At 63.6% G+C, this 16,671-nt stretch carries 11 protein-coding genes; all 11 read right to left on the minus strand.

Annotation, left to right across the window (positions count from 1 at the left end):
* Positions 1 to 139: 139 nt before the first annotated feature.
* A complete protein-coding gene (locus AB7V09_RS07135) occupies positions 140 to 1,132 on the minus strand; it encodes a hypothetical protein (protein WP_279012308.1) in 993 nt (330 codons plus the stop codon).
* Between the two features lie 216 nt (positions 1,133 to 1,348).
* The gene (locus AB7V09_RS07140; protein ID WP_279012309.1) at positions 1,349 to 3,553 is read right to left on the minus strand and encodes a hypothetical protein; all 2,205 of its coding nucleotides are present in this window, start codon (positions 3,551 to 3,553) and stop codon (positions 1,349 to 1,351) included.
* Between the two features lie 24 nt (positions 3,554 to 3,577).
* The gene (locus tag AB7V09_RS07145) at positions 3,578 to 4,765 is read right to left on the minus strand and encodes a hypothetical protein (RefSeq protein WP_279012310.1); all 1,188 of its coding nucleotides are present in this window, start codon (positions 4,763 to 4,765) and stop codon (positions 3,578 to 3,580) included.
* Between the two features lie 26 nt (positions 4,766 to 4,791).
* The gene (locus AB7V09_RS07150) at positions 4,792 to 6,921 is read right to left on the minus strand and encodes an MFS transporter (RefSeq protein ID WP_419143345.1); all 2,130 of its coding nucleotides are present in this window, start codon (positions 6,919 to 6,921) and stop codon (positions 4,792 to 4,794) included.
* A 97-nt stretch (positions 6,922 to 7,018) separates the two neighbouring features.
* Entirely contained in the window at positions 7,019 to 7,972 is a 954-nt protein-coding gene (locus tag AB7V09_RS07155; RefSeq protein WP_419143346.1) for a hypothetical protein, read from the minus strand.
* Positions 7,969 to 8,658: a hypothetical protein gene (locus AB7V09_RS07160; protein WP_419143347.1), complete on the minus strand. Its 690-nt coding sequence runs from the start codon at positions 8,656 to 8,658 to the stop codon at positions 7,969 to 7,971. Before AB7V09_RS07160 ends, AB7V09_RS07155 begins: the two co-directional genes overlap by 4 nt.
* Positions 8,659 to 8,770: 112 nt before the next feature.
* Positions 8,771 to 10,024, minus strand: a complete 1,254-nt coding sequence (locus tag AB7V09_RS07165) for a hypothetical protein (protein WP_419143348.1) — start codon at positions 10,022 to 10,024, stop codon at positions 8,771 to 8,773.
* A gap of 19 nt (positions 10,025 to 10,043) precedes the next feature.
* On the minus strand, positions 10,044 to 11,213 hold the full coding sequence (locus AB7V09_RS07170) for a hypothetical protein (protein ID WP_419143349.1): 1,170 nt from the start codon (positions 11,211 to 11,213) through the stop codon (positions 10,044 to 10,046).
* Positions 11,210 to 13,255 (minus strand): hypothetical protein, encoded by a 2,046-nt coding sequence (locus AB7V09_RS07175; RefSeq protein ID WP_419143350.1) that lies wholly within the window; start codon positions 13,253 to 13,255, stop codon positions 11,210 to 11,212. Before AB7V09_RS07175 ends, AB7V09_RS07170 begins: the two co-directional genes overlap by 4 nt.
* Positions 13,256 to 13,292: 37 nt before the next feature.
* Positions 13,293 to 14,009 carry a hypothetical protein gene (locus AB7V09_RS07180; RefSeq protein ID WP_419143351.1) on the minus strand — a complete coding sequence of 239 codons (717 nt, stop codon included), beginning with the start codon at positions 14,007 to 14,009 and terminating at the stop codon, positions 13,293 to 13,295.
* 476 nt (positions 14,010 to 14,485) lie between these two features.
* Complete coding sequence (locus AB7V09_RS07185) at positions 14,486 to 16,600, minus strand: hypothetical protein (protein WP_419143352.1); 2,115 nt, start codon at positions 16,598 to 16,600, stop codon at positions 14,486 to 14,488.
* Between the last annotated feature and the right edge of the window lie 71 nt (positions 16,601 to 16,671).

Raw genomic sequence — 16,671 nt, forward strand, 5'->3', positions numbered from 1 at the left:
GTGGTGACCCAGTCGTGACTATGTCAGGTGTTTGCGGGGCCATCGCTCGGTTGAACGGACAAGGGAAAGCGCCCCAGGGGGGGGCTAGCGTTGCTTCGGTCGCCCCCAGTCGCCCAGTTGGGGTGTCCTGGCCCGCGCCTCAGTTGTTCTTGAACTGCTCGAGGTTCTCGATGTGGCGGTGACCGTCGTCGGCGGCACTGAGCCAGAAGCGTGGTGTGCCTGACTCCCGGTATCCCTTGTCGTTGATGACAACCTGGCTGACGAGGAGCCCCGGACCAGTGGGGACTCGTCGCGCCACGGCGCTATCGGTGTCCTCGTTGTAGACCGTGCCTGAGTTGGTGTCGACGACCTCCCAGTGAATTCGACCCTCATCGGGAAGATAGGTGCACCGCCTGATCCACCCGCCGAGAAGGATCTCGCTGGAATTGGTGAAGGAGTTCAGGTGCTTGCCGTGAAGATCGACCTGCGTCACCGTGGAGGTCGTCGCGCTGTCGTGGGAGTGGGCAGGCTGCGAGGACAGGAGAAGAGAGCTCTTTCCGGAGCCTGCGAGCCACAGGCTTGTGTTGAAAGACGTCGGAGATGATGTTGTGTCCGTCAGTGAGAAGACGCTGATGCGTCCCTTGCCTTTCCTCGCGGGATAGTAGGCGTCAGCGGTCTCGACGGCGAGTGAGTCGCTGGTGAGGGCCTGCCCCAGGACCAGCCCGTCGACCTCCACCGTGCGTACCGGCTTCCCGGAAACTGCGTCAAGAACGACAACGGTCGTCCGCTGCTCGGCGGGGACGGCAGGTGTCTGCCGGGCGTGCTGGGGGCTGTCGCCGGCGATCTCCGGTGGACGCAGCACCAGAGAGAGGTACTTCCCATTCGGGCTCACGGTTGCATACCCTGCGGCGCGGGATCTGAGGACGTCTCCGGCCAGCTCCTGCGCCGACTGAACATCCGCGTCGTTCTCGTCACGTCCGTAGGCCGCAATTCTCGGCGTCAGGGACATCGCCCACTTGGGCTCCTTGTCAGAGGCCTCGTACCGTGCGATGAGTGTTGATTCCTGGTTCTCAGCGTTGAATGACTGGATGACGCAGATGTCCGCTCCCTGCGCGGGAATATAGGAAGGATCCTGAGATTCAGGGTTGCTCATCCAATCGCTTGCCTTGTGTTGGCAGTCCTCCATCTGTTCTGCTGTGAGAGACGTTGGTGACATGGGTGGCGCCGTGCTCGAGGAAGATACACGTGAGTTGGAATGGCAGGCGGTCACCATGAGTGAAAGCACCAGTGGCAGCGTCAGCAGGCGTACTCCGAGACCTCGTCTTTCCAGGTCGCTTATGACATGAGATGCTTGTGCGGTCATGTGTGCTCATCCTGGAATGCCATAGAGCCGAAAGGCTCGTGACGATCGAAGATACTCTGGTAAATTGTTGAGAATGGCGATAGTGGCTCCTGGAGTGCTCAGTACCGAGATGTGTCGTGAGGAGTCCCAGGAGGAGGCGATGTTATCCATGGCGGAGTTGTACTCGCTCGATCGTGGAGAATAGTAGATGGAACCTGGTTCGACGTCGGAGACTGTGGTGATATTCCCGTCTCCCGTTTTGATGGTGATGCGGCCGTCTCCTGTGGTTGTGATATAGCGGCCGTCTTGGGGTTTCTGTGTTGCGGGTGTGCCGCTTTCGAGGCTCATTGCCGTGATCCCTACTGCCGTAACATAGTGTGGAGACTGATCGAGTGGCGCAACCGTCATCGTGGCTGGATTGAAGACCGTGCCGACACTGCTCGAACCCTTCCATATCGAAGAGTCGTCAAGGTTGCTGAGCTTGGTGGGTTGTCCGTCCGGCGTCGTCGCCGGGAAGACGGAGATCGTGCCGGTGGAGAGCGATGCTGGGACGTTGATCCCCAGTGTTGTTCCCAGGTCGAAAGTGCGGGCGTCTGCCTCAGGTGCCTCACTGAGGGCGTCCAGACTGACGGCGTGCGCGCTGCGAGCTTTCGCCTCCTCGTCTAGATGGCCCTGCGGGGCACGGTCGTCGTAGACGCCGATCCACCCCCGGGCGGTGACAACATCTCCCCGTTCCTGCTCGTGAAGAGTTCCTTTGATGCTCCTGGGGTGTGAGGGGTCGGCCTGAGAGATGACTCCCAGAGAGTCACGGCCGCCGTCATACCCGAGAATGAAACTGGAGTGGCCCGCTGTGCCAGCATACTCGTTGGCTACTGGGGGTAAAAAGGTATAATCCAGTTTGAGGTCTTTGAGATCCCACATCCGTGAGCCGTCACTCAGGGAGTAGGCGACGGTGCCGTCAAGAAGAGCTGAATCGCTGAGTTGAAATGTGTCGTCGTAGTCTCCGGCCTTGCGGGGGTGCTCCACAACGATCTTCCCGGTGACGGCGTCGAACACTAAGGTCGTGACCGGAGACTTGCCATCGAGTTCTGGCCATTCTGAGTTCATGGATGTGTAAGTGATGGGACCTGTGGCGATCACTGCCACGTATCGCCCGTTCGGGCTGGTGATAAGACCCTGCTTGCCCGACGCGACGGGATCCGTCTCGAGTCGCCAGATGCGGAACTCGGCGCCGGCACGGCGGTACTGCCAGCGCGCCGATCCGTCAGCGGGGTTGATTCCGGTGACTGTGTCTTTGGTGAGGAGGATGGGGCCCGCGGCGCCGCCGGCGATGTCGAGGAAGCCGTCAACATCCTTCACCCACGCCTTCCGTGCTCCGAAGGATGTGGGGTAGGCGGGGAGCTGGGTGGAATCGACAGCGGGTGCCGTGGTCTGCGTGATCGTGGGGGTATTGGCGTGCGTGCTTCTCAACGTGAAGTAGGGGACGCCGAAGCCGGCCACAAGGCCGATTGCTGGCAGGACTGCGATGGCAGCCGTACTGAGGCGGCGGAAGGGGTGGCCGTGAAGGGCGCGGAGCCACCTCTGCCGTAACCCGGCACCCCGAGGGCGGCTGAACCAGAGATCCAGCTCGTCGGGGGACAACTCGTCGCTGTGCGGCTCCTCAGCGGGGAGGGTGACTGAACGGGCCGCCCAGAGTCCGATGTGCGACATCACGATCAGCCCGAACGCGGCGATGCCCATCGCGAAAGCCAGGAGCTCGCCAAGACGGACACCGAAGGTGGAGGACGTCTCCCTCCACAGATGCAGGACCGGAAGGCAGGCGTAGACGGTGCATGCTGCAACCCCGGCCACGGGCAGGAGCTTGAGGGCTGTGATGACACCGGTCAGGAGCCTGCTCCTCCCGGCAGCACGGTAGTAGGGCGTGGGCCATACGGAGGCGCCCACGAGCCACAGCACCAGCAGCAGTGCGCATCGTTTCCATGACTGGGCGATCGCTACCCGACCCACGCCTTTGATGCCGCTGTTCCACACGAAGAACAGCGCGACTGCCGCGATCAGGGCGATGATGCTGCCGGTGAGCAGGGCGCGCATGCATGCCAGCAGGCGTGGGTGATCGCTGAGCGCGGCATCGTCGTGATCCAGGGGCGCCGGAGATGCCTCGGTGTCAGTGCTGGCGGTCTCCTCGGCCTCAGAAGGTGAGGGCGAGGTGGGCGGAGATGATGTGGATTCCATGATGGTGTGTGGATCGTGGTGATGTCAGTGGACGGAGAACTGCTCGAGGTTCTCGGTGTGGGGGTGGCCGTCGTCGGATGAGCTGAGCCAGAAGACGGGCTTGAGGTCCGTTGAGCCGTTCCCGTTGGGGACCTCCTGCTCGACGAGCATTCCGGGGCCGGTCGGCACGTCACGTTCGTAGGTGCTCTTTCCGGTGATGTCGATTGTCTTCTTGATGCTGGGATTGACGAGTTGTTGCTCACCTGCCTCCCGGGAGGGACTGAGTGACTTCTGTTCGTCCTCTGATGCTGCCTTCGAGCGTTGCTGAAAATCGCTGGCTGCTTTGGGGTTCGCGAACCGGTGGATCCAGCCGCCGGGGTGGACGGCAGTCACTCCGGAGATGCTCCCGGCCGTGGTTCCGTCGGCGTTGACGAGGGAGACGGTCATCATCGAGCAGCCGCCAATGCAGTCGTCCGGGAGAAGGTCGGGTGCGAGCACGAGGTTCTCCCGGGTGGCACCCACCAGCCACTTATCGGTGGGGAAGGAGGAGGGCTGAGCGCTCGCGTCTGTCAGGGAGAACGTGGTGAGGGTTCCCTTCCCGGAGCCGGCCGGGAAGTAGTTCTGGGCGGTCTCGACGGCGAGGGCGCTGTTGGTGAGCGCCTGCCCCAGGACGACCCCGGAGACTGTGGCGTCTCTGACCGTCTTACCGGTCTTTGCCTCCAGGACGACGATATGCGTGCGCAGATCGGCTGCTGTTGCTCCCGTCTGCTGCTCGGCGGGAAGGAGAATCAGCGACAGGTACCGACCGTCAGGACTGACGACGGCGCTCCCCGACGACGAACGGCTCATGGCGTTATTCATCGCACTTTGGGCGTTGTCTGCGTACTTGGTTCTCTCTTGGTCGGCGACTGCAGGTTTGATCGAAACCGCCCACTGGAACTTATCAGTGGAACGTTCCCGGCTCACTACGATGGTCGTCAGTTCTTTGGTAGTGGAGCCAATCCCTCCGGCTACGTATGATGTGCTCATGGTGACGGTGCCACTGACGGTTGACGATGGTCCGTTGTCAATATGGCTGCTTGAATCCTGCGTTTTGGACGCATCTGCTTCCTGTGCGGTGAGGGATGAGATGACTAGATCGTCGTTACTCTTCCCAATGCTGCATGAACCCATGGTGAGCGTGAGCGTCGCGGTTGCGGCGAGTGCTGTCAGTCGCCGGAGCATGGAGGACATGCGGGGACTCAGGGGATGTGAGGCTCTCATTTCTGTCCTCCAGTGACACCGAAGATCCGATATGTGCTGCGGCAGATCTGGTCTTGGTGATCTGAATTGACACCACAGCTGGTGTACAACGTATCGGTTGCGTTGAGAATGGCGACGACGGCACCGGGAGTCCTGACCGCTTTGACACGACTCGCGGAACTGACGTCCCGGGGGCTGAGCGGCTGGGCTGGAGCGTTCTTGGTGTCGGTCAGTTTCTGGGATGACTGATATGTGGAACCGGGTGTGATGGGGATGGTGGTGCCGGGTGAGCCGTCGCTGGGCCGAATGACGAGTGCCGCGGAGGCGGAGCCGTCGTCGGCCGTCACCTCAACGATCCCAGTGCGCGCTCCAGCGAGGCTCCGATCCTGGGACACGGGAGTGACCGTACGGGTGACTGGGTCGAAGACTGTCGCTGCTCGTGAGTCCTTTGGGGGGTAGGGGAGATTCGCATCCCGACTGATGACGGGATAGGTGACGATGCTGCCCGAGAGATACGATGCCTCCGTATTGGTCCCCGAGGTCGCCCCTAAGGGAAAGGACGTGGTGTCGGCACCGTCGACCTTGGCCAGTGCGTCCAGACTGATCACCTCAGCCACAGGGTGCCCTGACGTATCGGTCTCGCCGGTGTAGCGTGCAGCCCATCCGTTGATGAAAGAACTGAAAGAGTTGTCGAACGCATTCGGTTCAGACGGCAGCTCTGACAGGATGTTTGGAACCTTGACCTCGGTGGTGGGGTCGTTCTGAGGAAAGACCGTGGTGGTTACTGTCGGCCTGTGCACACTGGTAGTTGCTTTCTCATCGGAATGCTCCTTGGAACACTTCAGGATGAAGGAGGCATGTCCGGCCGGGCCGGAGTAGGACGCGCCGGAGCTCCCCGGGAGAGTCCACATCTTGGCCCCGTCGGTCAGTGAGAAGGCGGTGTCGTCATCGAGGACTGCGGAGTCGGTGAGCTGAAGCGGGCCACCGGTACCCTGACGCTCGAAGACGATCCTGCCGGTCTGGGCGTCGAACACCAGGGTGATGGTGGCTTGGCCTCCCTGAGGAGACACGACGAATGTGGGTAGCAGGATTCGGGTGGCCACGTACTTGCCGGCAGGGCTGGTGATGAGCCGACGTTCGTCGGGGGTGGAACTGGAGGTGGCGAATATGGCCTGCTTACGGCTGTAGCTCCACAGGACGCTGCCGTCCTTGTGGTTGAGCGCCATGATGCCGTCGTCGGTGAGGAGGATGGGGCCGCCGGCGCCCGCAGCGGTGGTCAGCTCGGTGGAGGAAATCTCCTTGGTCCAGGAGGCCTTCGGCGCCAGTGACGTAGGCGGCGCCAGTGAGGAATCGGCGGGGGCCTTGGCGATGACATGGTGGATCGGGTTGATGAGCGCCCACGTTCCCGTGATGGCGGAACCGAGCGTCAGCGCAGGGGCAATGACCAGGACCGTGAGGTAGGCGCGGGTACGGCGAGGTACTCGAATACGCTCGTAGTGGGGGAATCCCTTGTCGGTTTTCTCTCCGGTCTTGCGCTGGAGAGGAGCCCAGCGGCTCGGGTCATCGGGATCGCTGTTACCGACCGCGATGGAGCGCATGCGCAGGTAGTGCAGCAGTGGGACGACGTTGAGGAAGAGCGTGGTTGAGAGCGCCGCTCCTGCCAGGGCCAGGAGGAACAGAACGGAGAACCCGGTCTCTTGATAGGTGTTCCACCACGCCGTTATCAGAGATGCTGACATCGTCGCGCCCAAGGCCGCCATGACCGTGATCATGACCGTCGTCAGGATGGGGCCCTTCCTCCCCCGTAAGGTGAGGCACGGCCAGACCAGCACCCCTCCAACGATCATGCAACTTGTCAGCACTGAGACTTTGCTCGGGATGAGGCTGCTGGGATCCTTGAGTTCTCGGCGCAGCATCAGTGCGGTTGCTGCGAGCACGACGGCGCCGAGGAGTCCGCCCCAGCGCAGGGCACGCAGTGTCAGGGTGCCGTGCGGCGGGAAGGGATCGCTCACGCTCTTGCCCTCGGTTTCACCCGTGTCCGGCTCCGTCGAGGGCTCGTCTTTGGAGGCGGCATCGCCTGCCGGGGTGCCGGGACCAGTGTCGGGCTGATCGGTGCTGTTCTCGTCGGCGTCGGGCGTGAGAGGCATGAGCCTATTGTGGTGACCCATCCGTGACGATGTCTGGTGTTTGCGCGGTATTCGCCCGGTTGAACGGACAACGGAAGAAGCGCTCCAGAGGGCCGGGCTACTGATGCTGCGTCGGTCGCTCCCAGTGCTTCAGGTCGGGTGCGGTGACGCCCTCAATGGTGCCGAGCTTTCGTCCCCGGGTATCGACGCGGGTGAGTGTCACCGACATGTCGTCGCGCCGTTCGATGGCCAGCGACTGCGGGGACAGGAGCAGAGCGCCGTCGTCGATCCCGGTGAGCCACTGGTCGGTGGCGAAGGAAGCCGGAGCGGCGGACGTGTTGGTCAGGGAGTAGACGGTGACCGTCCCCTTCCCGTCCCCGGCCGGGTAGTAGGTCTGGGCGGTCTCCACGGCCAGGGAGTCGTTGGTCAGCACCTGCCCCAGGACGAGCCCCGAGACCTCCACGGTGCGGACCGTCTCCCCGGTGGCGGCATTGAGGACGAGAACGTGGGTGCGCTGAGCGGCGACGTCGAGCGGGGTGTGGTCGTCGTCCGAGTCGTGAAGCACGGGCCTCATCTGCGGCGGACGCAGGACGAGGGAGACATAGCGGCCATCGGGGCTGACGACGGCGTAGCCGGCCGGCCGCCACGCGAGGAGGTCGTGGGCAACGTCCTGGGCGGAGCTGCCGTCGTCGTCGAGCCAGTTGATGACCGCCGGCGTGATCTCACGCGCCCACAGCACCGAGCCGTCTGCGCCGCGGTACCGGGCGACGATGGAGCTGTTCGCCCCCGACCGGTCCTGTCTGCCGCGTTGCGCCTTCTCCTTCTCCGTCAGCTCTGGGGCGGAGACGTGGAGGAAGTCCTCGCCGATGGGTGTGGAGTAGTAGTCGGTGCTGGTGGGAGTCTCCGAGACGCGCTCCTTGACCTGCGAGGCGCTCAGGGCGGTGGACTCCACCTGCGGCAGCTGCGAGGGGCTCGGGCTGCAGGCGCTCATGGCCCCCGCGAACAGGACTGCCGCAGCCAGGGCTGAGCCGATGACCCGTTGGCGAAGGAGGTGAGGGCGTGTGCTGGTCATGACGAGGCTCCTGAGATGCCGAAGATGCGGAAGGAGTGGGAGCCCTTGTCCGGGCCGGTGGTCATGATGACGAGGGTCGTTCCCGGTGTGCTCAGGGTGGTGAGCAGTGGATTCGACGACGACGACGGATCCTCGATGGTCCACACGTGCCGAGTTCCGGGCGCGTAGTAGGTGGAGCCCGCGGGCACGTCTACCGTCGTCGGGGTTCGCTCCCCGCTGCTGACGCTTAGGACGCCGCCGCCGGACTCGGCGCGGGCGAGGCCGGCGTAGGACAGGATCCCCGCCTCCTGCGCCGAGTGGGAGACGGTCCGGGTCTGTGGGTCGAAGATCGCGGCAACGGCTGTACCGCCCTCGAGCTCCTGGGGAGATGTCGGCATGCGGCCGACTCCGTTACCCACGGTCCGTTGAGGCAGAGTCATCAGCGTGCCCGTGGCGCGGGAGGCTGCGCTGTTGGTTCCGGAGGTCAGGCCCAGGTCGTGGGTGGTGGTGTCGGCACCGGCGACGCCGGCCATGGCGTCAAGGTTGACGGCCTGCGCCGCCCAACCCGTGGGGGAGGTCTGGAAGTCGATCGGCCGAGGAGTCTCAGTGAAGGCGGCCACCCACCCGCCGACGACGAGAGGACTGCCCCGGCCGTCGGTGAGGATCGGGGCACTCTCACGGCGTACTGAGGGATCAGTGTCGGGCATGAGTGTGTAGGTTCCGTACAATCCGTCCCTGGACTCCCTCCCATCGGGGCGTCGTTGCGTGCCCCGCAGGAGGAAGGAGGAGTGACCGGCCGTACCCGAGTAGGGCCAGGTATCAGGTGAGACGGAGACATCCATCCTTGTCGATGGACCACAGTCGGGAGCCGTCGGTGAGCGAGTATCCGGTGGAGCCGTTGAGCAGGACGGAGTCGGTGAGCTGGAGGACGCCTTCCTGTATGAAGCCCTCGTAGGTGACGCGCCCGGTCACCGTATCGAGCACCACCACCAGGGGGTCGACGCTCATGCCCTCCGGCTGCTCGCCGTCGGTGGCATCGAGGGTCATCGCGAGGTGACGGCGGTCCGGGCTCGGGTGGCAGCGGATGAAGCGCGCGTGCTTGCGCGGATAGGTCCACCGGGGCGAGCCGTCGGCGGGATTGAGGCCGACGACGCCGTCGCTGCTCAGGACGACTGGCCCGGCAGCACCTGCCACCACCTCCGCCATGTTGTGGATGTCCTGCGACCAAGCCGCCGTCGAGGCGAAGGACCGGGGCAGTGCCGGAAGCGCAGAGGTGTCGATGCTCGCAGCGGTTGACGGCGTGACCCGGCTTGCGATCAGGTGCGGGACCGTGGCCGCTGTCCCGAGGGCGAGCGGCGGAATGACGATGAGAATGACCGCGCCGAGGACGGAGCGCCACGAGGGCCGGGGCAGCCGAATCCTCCGCAGGCCTCCCAGCCGCGCCCTCAGGTGCCGCTTCTGCGGCGGCGGGAAGTAGGTGGCCCGGGCGGCACGAACCAGGAGATCGGTCGCCGCCAGCAGGCCCAGACCCAGCGCCCCCACCGCCAGCGTCAGCAGCTGGTCGATACTGACCGAGGTACTGCGCAGCTGGGCGTGCCACAGGCGCAGAAGGACGACGGTGAAGCCACCCGAGAACACCAGCAAGCACAGCGGTTGGAAGAGGACCGTCTTCCTGACGAGCGCTCGCGGTGAAGTGGGATAGCTCTTCAAGGCAGAACGCGCGGTCTCTCTCCACTTGAAGTAGCCGGCAATCCATATGAGCACGGCCAGGCCGCCAATAAAGCCTCCGACCGACTTCATCGTGTCACCGGGATCCCTCATCCCGCTCTGGTAGACGAGGAACAGCACGATCATCGCCCCGACGGCTAGGAGCCAGCCGAGGCGCAGGGCCCGCAGAGCCCGCAGCATCGTGAGGATGCGTCGCGGAGGATCGGGCACCGAGCCGTCTGAGGCGCCAACGGAGTCAGCGGTCTCCCGGGACTCGGCGGCCTCGGTGGCCTCGGCGGCCTCCGCCGAGCCGGTGGGTGCAGGGGACTCGGCGTCCTGGGACTGGTCACTGTGCTCATCGGTCATCGTGCTGTCTTCCGTGCCGCTACTTGCTGGAGAACTGCTCGAGGTTCTCGGTGTGGGGGTGGCCGTCGTCGGCGGCGCTGAGCCAGGCAACCGGCACCGACGGCGAGCTCTGCTTGTCGGGATCGGTTCTCCTCGTCACGAGAAGCCCTGGACCAGTGGACAGCCCTGTCTCCTCGGCCTGGTCGCCGTTGAGGTCGGTGGCGGCACCGGTGTCGACATCGACCACCTCTCGTGCTGCCTGCGCAGACGCCTCTCCGTCTGGGGCGGGCTCTTTGTACCTCTCGACCCAGCCGCCACGGTAGACCTCGTCTGCATGCGTGATAGTACCCAGTTTTTGACCGCTGATACTGATATGGGTCAGGGTGAAGGGGCCGCAGGGACTGCTGCACATGTCGTAGTACAGCGGTTGCGGTGACAAGAGCAGGGAGTCCTGACCAGCTCCTACGAGCCACTGATCGGTGGGAGTCGAGGTGGGGGAGGCAGAGCCGGAAAGTGGGAAGGCGGTGATGGTGCCTTTGCCCTCCCCGGCGGGAAAGTAGGCGCGAGCGGTCTCGACGGCGAGGTGATCGTTGGTGAGGGCCTGCGCCAGGATGAAACCGGAGATCTCCCGGGTGAGGACGGTCTTCCCGGTCCTGGCATCAAGAACGACGACGTAACCGCGCTGCTGGGAGGCCAGTTCCACAGTGCTCGACTGATCGGTGAGCTGCGGCTCGTCCTCCTGCTTCCGAGTCACCTGTAACGCGAGGGAGACGTAGTTCCCGTTGGGGCTCACGACAAGGGCGCCGACAGCTGTCGACATCAGTCGCTCTGTCAGATTGTGGTCGGAATAGTCCGGCCACGAGATGCTGCTGTCAGGGCTATTGGTCAGGCTGATGTCGAGAGCCCATTGAGGTGTGTCCTCCGTGGAGGTGATGCTCGCAACCGTGAGGATGTTGTTTTTCAGGGCTGTTGAAACATGTGCCCCGCCGTTGGTGGGGGTGGATGGCATGTCGAGCCCATCGATGTTTTTCAGAGTGCGCGAGGTGATCGCGAGAGACTCGTGAGTGGGGTGTGAGCTGCGAGGGGTGCAGGCGCCCAAGGAAAGTGTCAGAGTGGCGGTGATGGCGCACAGTGCGATGAAGAAGGCGTGTGGTGTGGCGCTGACAGGAGGTATGAAAGTGAGTGCGTTGCGGGGGTGCTTGCCCATCATTGCCCTCCCGTGATGCCGTAGATCCTGACGTATCGTGATGCCCCATCTCCTGGAGGTGCGGCGTTCAGAGTGACGAGTGTGACGCCGGGGGTGTTGACTGCCGACAGGTAGGAACCGCCGGCGTGCGCGACCGCCAAGTCGTTGAGTTTCGCGTTGGAGGGGTCGCCGGTCCCCGGTGCGTAGAAGGTTGTCCCGGGGGCGATGGGCAGGGACGCGGAGTGGCCGTCAGGGGTGCGGGCGGTGATCTGGCCACCAGGGTTCGTCTCTGTTGCCCGGGAGGTGATGCCGACGGCGATACCAGAGATTCCTGCCGACTCTCGAGCGGGTTTCACTGCCTTGCTGTGTGGGTCGAAGACCTGTCCGACCGACGGCACCCCGTCCCAGAACTCTCTGAAGTCAGGAAACCTGTCGGCGTTGTTGGGTGGTGGACTCGATGGCAGCATCGCTAGCGTTCCTGATGCGTAGGACGCCAGAGCATTGACGCCCAGCGTGACGCCCAGGTCGTAGGTCTGGGTGTCGGCACCTGGCACGCCGGCCAGGCCGTCAAGGTTCGCCGCGTAGGCATGGCCGGTCTCAGTCATGGTGGTGGCCCGTGACCACGCATTGTTGTCGAAGGAGGCGACCCATCCGTCGATGACCACCGCCCGCCCTAGATGGTTCTCGAGCAGGTTGGGAGCTGGAGTGATCTGGTCCGGGTGTGCCTGTGGGATGAGGGACAGACGCCGGTCCTTGCCGGTTTCGATGAGAAAGGACGCATGCCCGGCCGTACCGATGTAGGTGCCCGGATCGAGGCCCAGTCCCCGAATCCTGGCGCTCCGGAAGTCCCAGAGCTTGGTGTCCTTGTCCAGCGAGTAGACGGTTGTGTCATCGAGCAGGGCGCTGTCCGTGAGCTGGAGTGCCCCTCCTACGCTGACGTGCTCGTGAGTCACTTTGCCGGTGACGGAGTCGAGCACCAGGGAGACGTAAGACTGGACGTCCTGGCGGTCCGGGCTGCCGTCATTCTGCTTCCCGCCGTTGATGATGAAACCTGGGCCGTTCAGGCGCAGGGCGATATGGCGGTGGTCGGGGCTGGTGATGAGGTAGGTGTCGCCCAAGGATTGCGTGGCACGATCCGAAACCAGCGCGGAGTACACGGCGCCATCACGCTGGTACGTCCAGCGAACGGAGCCGTCCTTCGGGTTGAGCCCCATGAGGCCGGTCGTGGTGAGGATCACGGGGCCTGCGGCGCCGCCGACGACGTCGAGCATCCCATCGACGTCCTTGCTCCAGGCGGCTTGGGAACCGAGAGCTGAGGGGGTCGACGGCAGCTGCGAGTCGCTGATGGGCGCCGCGGTCGTGTGGTGCACGGGAGTGGTCCAGCGGTAGTGCGGGACCGCAGCAATGCCCGTCAGGACAACAGATGGCAGAAGGATCAGAGCGCCTGCAGCAGCAACCGTGCGTCGGCTGAGCGTCACGGGCCTGAGCGTCGGGAGCCAACGGCGCAGGCCACGGCCTCGTTTGGTGGGGGCTGATTCACGAGGGCGACATGCTCGGATCCCCCGGAGAACGGCGTCGCATGTCGCCAACAATCCAGCGGCGGCCAGACCGAGGGCCACGGCCAGCAGCTCGCCGACATGAAAGCCGGCGTCCAGGACCTCACGCCACATCAGGATGACCCGCCAGACGGCATAGCCCGCACCGCCCGCGATGCCCGCCGGCAGGAGGATGAGGGGGATCTTCGGTGGCTTGGGGGTGCCCACAGTTTGCTCCGCCCACTCACTGAAGCTCTTGGTGCAGATGGCGGCGCAGACGGCCCAGAGCCCGACGGCGATGACAACCGGATACTGGCACTGCTTGCGCAGTGGAGCGAACAGGTGGGACAGGCCGATACCCCACAGGAAGTACAGCCCGACGGCGGTGGCCGACGCGAGCAGAAAACCGACCCGAAGCAACCTCAGGATGCTGGTGAGGCGCCTGGACCATCCGCGACGGTGCTGACGAGCAGGGGGCTCTGCGGCGGCGCCAGCGTCGGCATCGGCTGGGGATTCGGCGGCAGGTGGCATGGCGTGAGGGTCCTTCGGTGTGGGGCCGGCTTGGGCGTTACTTGGTGGAGAACTGCTCGAGGTTCTCGGTGTGGGGGTGGCCGTCGTCGGCGGCGCTGAGCCAGAACTGCGGGGTGGAGGTGGTCTCGCGGTTCTTGCCCTCACCGGTGGTGGTCTCCCGGGAGACGAGGAGCCCTGCAGCAGTCGGCAACGCGACCTCCTTCACCTTGAGTCCCGCCACGTCGGTCGTGACGCCGGAGTCGAGGTGGACCAGCTCGGTGGGGGTGGCCAGAGGTGTGTCATCGGTGTTGTCCGTCGTGGGCGGCGTGTTGCCGTCTTTGACTCGTCCAACCCATCCGCCCCGATAGACGTCGGTCACTCCGGCAGCTGTTCCGACGACGTCGCCGCTCTCGCTCAGGCGGGTCAGCGGTTGAGCGCTGTAATGCCCTTCGCTCATGTTGGACGGTGCCAGCAGCAGGGTGTCCTGGGTGGCTCCGACGAGCCACTTGTCGGTGGGGATCGTGGCCGCCTTGGTCTCTGGCTTGTCCAGGGAGAACGTGGTGATGGTGCCGTGCCCGTTGCCGCCGGGGTAGTAGCTCTGAGAGGTCTCCACGGCCAGGGTGTCATTGGTGAGGACCTGGCCCAGAATCAGCCCCTTGACCTCCTCAGTGCGAACAGTCCTTCCGGTCTCGGTCTCGATGACGAGGACATAAGCGCGCTGGTCTGCGACAGTGAAGTCCTTCCTCTCCTCCCGTGCCTCGTGGGGACCTCGCATGTCTGCGGGTCGTAGGAGGAACGAAGCGTGACGTCCGTCAGGACTGACGACTGCGTATCCGGATGTCGACTCGAAAAGCTGGAATTTAGCAGCCTTTTGGGGTGTTGTGATCTCTCCCGAGATCATATCAGCAACAGAAGGTCTGATCGTGGATGCCCATGTCATGCCTCCCTCTGTGTTGTGCTTGATTAAAGTTGTCTGGCCGTGAGGTGCTTCATACATGTTGAGTGGGCCGCTATTTGTCGGTAATGGGGTGATGCCGGAGTACTCGGAATGGTCGCCTAACTCGATGTTCTTGGCTTCACTTGTAGTGAGTGAAGAAACTGTGGGTGTGGAAGACTCGGAGGGGGTTCTGCTGGTGGGCGCGCATGCTGCGAGGGATGTCAGCCCAAGGGAGAGTGACGTCATTGCGCCGATGATGCGTAGAAGGAGGCTCGAGTGTTGGCCGTGCGAGCAGAGACTGTCGTTGGCGGATCTCATTTCTTTGTGGCCTCCGTGATCCCGTAGAGACGATAGGAGCGGTTCTCGTATGTGGGTTGCGCGGTGGGGTTGAGGATGATGATGTTGGCGCCTGGGGTGTGGAGTGCGGACACCTTCGAAGAACTTCGGATGGCGATATCCTTCATTCCGGGGTTGTATTCATATGAACCTGGTGTGTGGAAAATGCTTCCTGTGGAAATAGTGAAGGAGGCCTCCTCTCCGTGGCTCATGGGGGTGAGTCGCACCCTCGCTTCGAGGCTGTCGGGTGAGGTCTCTGGTGATATACCGATTGCTCGAATGAGGCCTGAGGGCTGGTCCATGGGTAGGAGCTTCTGTGTTGAGGGATCGAAGACTGCTGAGACCGTTGTGGGTTCCTTCCAGAAGAGGAAAGAGTGCTCCGTCAAGGTCTCTTGCGCTGACGACGAGGGTGTTGCTGGAAATGTGATGATCTTTCCTGTGGTGATTGATGCGTTGTCGTTGATGCCCACACCTCGCCCCAGGTCATGTCGTTGTTGCTGAGATTCTTTTTCGGAGACTAGGGAGTCCAGGGTGGCGGCTTGCATCTCCCAGCCCTGGTGGAAGGAGCCGTTGGTGCTTGTGGGGACTCCTTCTCGATAGATAACCGTCCAGCCATCAATGCTGATTGCATTCGGGGATTCTGTTGTCAGCACAGATGGTGGAGAGGTATGGATCTGATCTGGATTGTCCTGTGAAACAAGGGATAGGTGACCGTACTGTGGGCTACTGTTGCCGTGGCTGTCGTCGACGTCAATGTCGATATTGACGATGAAGGTTGAGTGTCCCGCCGTCCCTGAATAGTTCGCCCCTCTCCCAAAGGGTCTGGTACCGTGCTTGTCGAAATCCCATCTCTCGATGTCGCTGCCGATGGTGTAGATCTTGTTACTATCCATGATCGCAGAATCGGTGATCTGAAGGACGCCGTCATCGGAGAGATGTTCATTGGTTACCTGGCCGGTGGTGGTGTCCAAAACGATCGTCACTGCTGTCTGGTTGGTGTATGGAAGATCCGTCCATTTGCCGGGGCCGGCGATACGAAAGGCGATGTGGCGGTGGTCGGGGCTGACCGCCAGTGTCCGATGGGTTCCTATGCCTGAGAAGTTAGGGAGGCTGCCGAAAATCTCAATGTATGTTGAACTCGGGCGTTCGTAGCTCCACAGGACACTGCCGTCCGCGGGGTTGAGGCCCATGATGCCGTCGGCGGTGTGGATGACAGGTCCGGCGGCCCCCGCCACAATGTCCAGGACGTTGTCGATGTCCTTGACCCAGGCCGGCTTGCCGGCTAGGGAGGTGGGGTAGGTGGGAAGGTTCTTGGCGACCGATGGTGCAGCCAGCTTCTGAATGGCCTTACTGCGCCGGCTCAGTGGTACGGCCGCCGCCCCGGCAAGGATGAGGGAGGGTGCCAGCACCAGCGCGGCACGTGAGAGCGTCCGACGTCGCGGGCCTTCGGGGTGCCGAACCGGCTTTCTGGACCGCCGGAGGCGGGCCAAGCCTTTCCTCCGTGGGGGATTCGGCGATAGTGCGGTGGCCCAGAGTGTGTGGATGAGAATGTCGGTGACAGCCAAAAGGGCCAGTCCCGCCGTTCCCGCCGCGATGACGATGAGTTCCACGGTGTTGATTCCCGTGCGGGATAGCACGGACGACCATATTGAAAGAGCCTTCCATATGAGCCGGACTGCGTACACCACGATTCCGCTGATCGCCAGCGTGGCGACCACCCTATGTGCGGTGGCGATGGATTTGCCGTGGGCAGGATCCTGGGACCGGTGGGGTAGCAAGCGGAAAAGGAGGGATATCGCCCAGAAGGCCGGAATCCCGGATATGGGTGTCCACCAGGCGTTGCGGGTGTCGAAGGCGAAGACGTGGACGCCGCTTCCCCAGGCGAAGAAGAGTGCGACGGCGCCAATGACGCTGAGCAGTGCCCCGGTTCTCAGCGCCGGCAGGACGTGCAGAAGGCGTTGCGCGATGTCCGCGGTTCCTCGCGCGGCGTCCCGCGCCTCGGTGTCAGGGGCTTGACCTGTGGGCGTGCTGGAGATGTCAGTCGGCGCCGTGTCGTCATGGCCGGCGTCGGCTGGAGAAGTCACGGGAGGCATGATCTCTATTGTGGCGGGCCGCCCCGGATCGTGCGGCAGAATTGCGGGCAGTTCTTGCCCTGCCGCTCGAA

It is taken from the genome of Actinomyces sp. SKVG-SVH-4(1) (assembly GCF_048514265.1).
In the GTDB taxonomy this organism is placed as follows: Bacteria; Actinomycetota; Actinomycetes; order Actinomycetales; family Actinomycetaceae; genus Actinomyces; species Actinomyces oris.